Origin of the sequence: Caulobacter sp. HMWF025 (assembly GCF_003060965.1) — a bacterium.
Lineage (GTDB): Bacteria > Pseudomonadota > Alphaproteobacteria > Caulobacterales > Caulobacteraceae > Caulobacter.
The window spans coordinates 5,974-7,781 of record NZ_QAII01000097.1 but is presented as its reverse complement, the minus strand read 5'-3'; the positions used below and the strand labels follow the sequence as shown (position 1 = coordinate 7,781).

Below are 1,808 nucleotides of genomic sequence, written 5' to 3'. Positions count from 1 at the left end.
CCCGGGCCCGGGGCTGGATCACCCTGTCCCAGGCGGCGATCCAGGGCCTGGCCGCCAGCGCCGCCATCGCCCTGGCCGCGCCCGCCGGGGCCGCCCTCGCCGCCATGGCGGGCCTCGCCGCCGTCATGGCCGTGGACGGACTGTCGGCCGTGGTCGCCGCCTTCGACCAGGACGGGGCCGCCGATCAGGCGGCGCGGCGGCTGGACAGCCTTCTGCAATATGCGCCCCCGCCGCCTACCGTCCCGCAGGAGGTCAAGACTCCCGAGGCCCCGACCCTGCATCTCGCCGGCGAGGACCTCGCGCCGGGCGAACGGGTCGCGATCCTGGGGCCGTCGGGCGCCGGCAAGACCACCCTGCTGGAGCGTCTGCTGGCCCTGAGGCCCTGCGCGCCCGGAACCCTGCGCCTGAACGGTCAGGACCTGTCGACGATGACGCCGGAGGCGGCGCGGGCGGCCTTCAGCGCTTCGCCCCAGGATGCCGCGCTAATGGCAGGAACTGTGGCCCAGAACCTGCGGCTGGCGGCCCCCGAGGCCCCGGACGATGCTCTCTGGGACGCCCTGCGCGATGCCGGTCTGGACGCGCGGATCGCCGCCGCCGCCCAGGGTCTGAACACCTGGCTGGGCGACAATGGCGAGCGGCTTTCGGGCGGCGAGCGGCGGCGCCTGTCCCTGGCCCGCGCCCTGCTGCGGCCGGCGCACTGGCTGCTGCTGGACGAACCGACCGAGGGTCTGGATGCCGCCACCGAAGCCCTGGTGATGGCGAGGCTGGCCGCGCGCCTCGACCGGACGGGTCAGGGCCTGCTGCTGGTCAGCCACCGCCCAGCCCTGCTGGCCCTCTGCGGGCGGCAGATCCAGATAAGCGCCGCCGGGTCACAGGCATGAAAAAGGCCCGGTACCGCAGCACCGGGCCGTTTGGCCGCCGACCGGGATCGGGGCTATTTCTTGCCGAGGTTGGTGTAGAGATAGCCACCGAACAGGGCCACGGCGAAGGCCGAAAAGGCGACGATGACCAGTGAGAGATATGCGAGTTGACCGCCTGTCATGAGAGACCTCCATGTTGAGGCCTGCATGATCGCCGAGGCGAAACCACGCCGCCTTGATCGGGATCAAATGCCCGGGGCCCGGACAGAGCCGATGCCACAGCCCCTTCCCGGGACGCCGCGAAACGCCCTATCGAGAGCACCATGTCCCTGACCCGCAACGGTGCCATCGCGGCCGCAAACCCGCTCTACAGCGCCGCCCGTCCCGCGCCCTACCTGGTCGCGGCGGGCCTGGTAGCCCTGACGTTCCTGCTTCATCTGTCGCTGGCGGTCGCGTTCAACGCCTCGGCCTCGTTCCTGCTGTTCGTGCCGGCCGTGCTGCTCAGCGCGGCCATGGGCGGCCTGGTCTGCGGCCTGTTCGCCACCGTCTGCGCCAGCCTGGCGATCGGCTGGGTCACCGGCGGCGACGTGCATGACCTGACCGGAGCCCTGAGCGGCGTGATCTTCCTGCTGGTCGGGATCGGCATGGCCGTCGGCGGCGGCTGGTTCCATGCCGCCCGGCGTCGGGCGGCCGCAGTCAATGCCCACCTGCAGTCCATTCTCGACACCGTGCCCGACGCCATCGTCGTCATTGACCGGGCCGGGATCATGACCTCGTTCAGCCCGGCTGCCGAGCGGCTATTCGGGTGGACGGCGGGTGAAGCCATCGGCCAGAACGTCAGCCTGCTGATGCCCAGCCCCTATCGCCAGGCCCATGACGGCTATCTGGACCGCTATGCCCGTACGGGCGAAAAGCGGATCATCGGCATGGGCCGGGTGGTGGTCGGCG

2 protein-coding genes are annotated in these 1,808 nt (G+C 71.5%); both read left to right on the top strand.

What is annotated here, in order from left to right; all coding sequences use genetic code 11:
• A partial coding sequence (locus DBR10_RS10755) for an ATP-binding cassette domain-containing protein (RefSeq protein ID WP_146187837.1) occupies positions 1 to 881 on the top strand: 881 nt, incomplete at its 5' end.
• Between the two features lie 302 nt (positions 882 to 1,183).
• On the top strand, positions 1,184 to 1,808 hold a 625-nt coding region (locus DBR10_RS19965), incomplete at its 3' end, for a PAS domain S-box protein (RefSeq protein WP_233243372.1).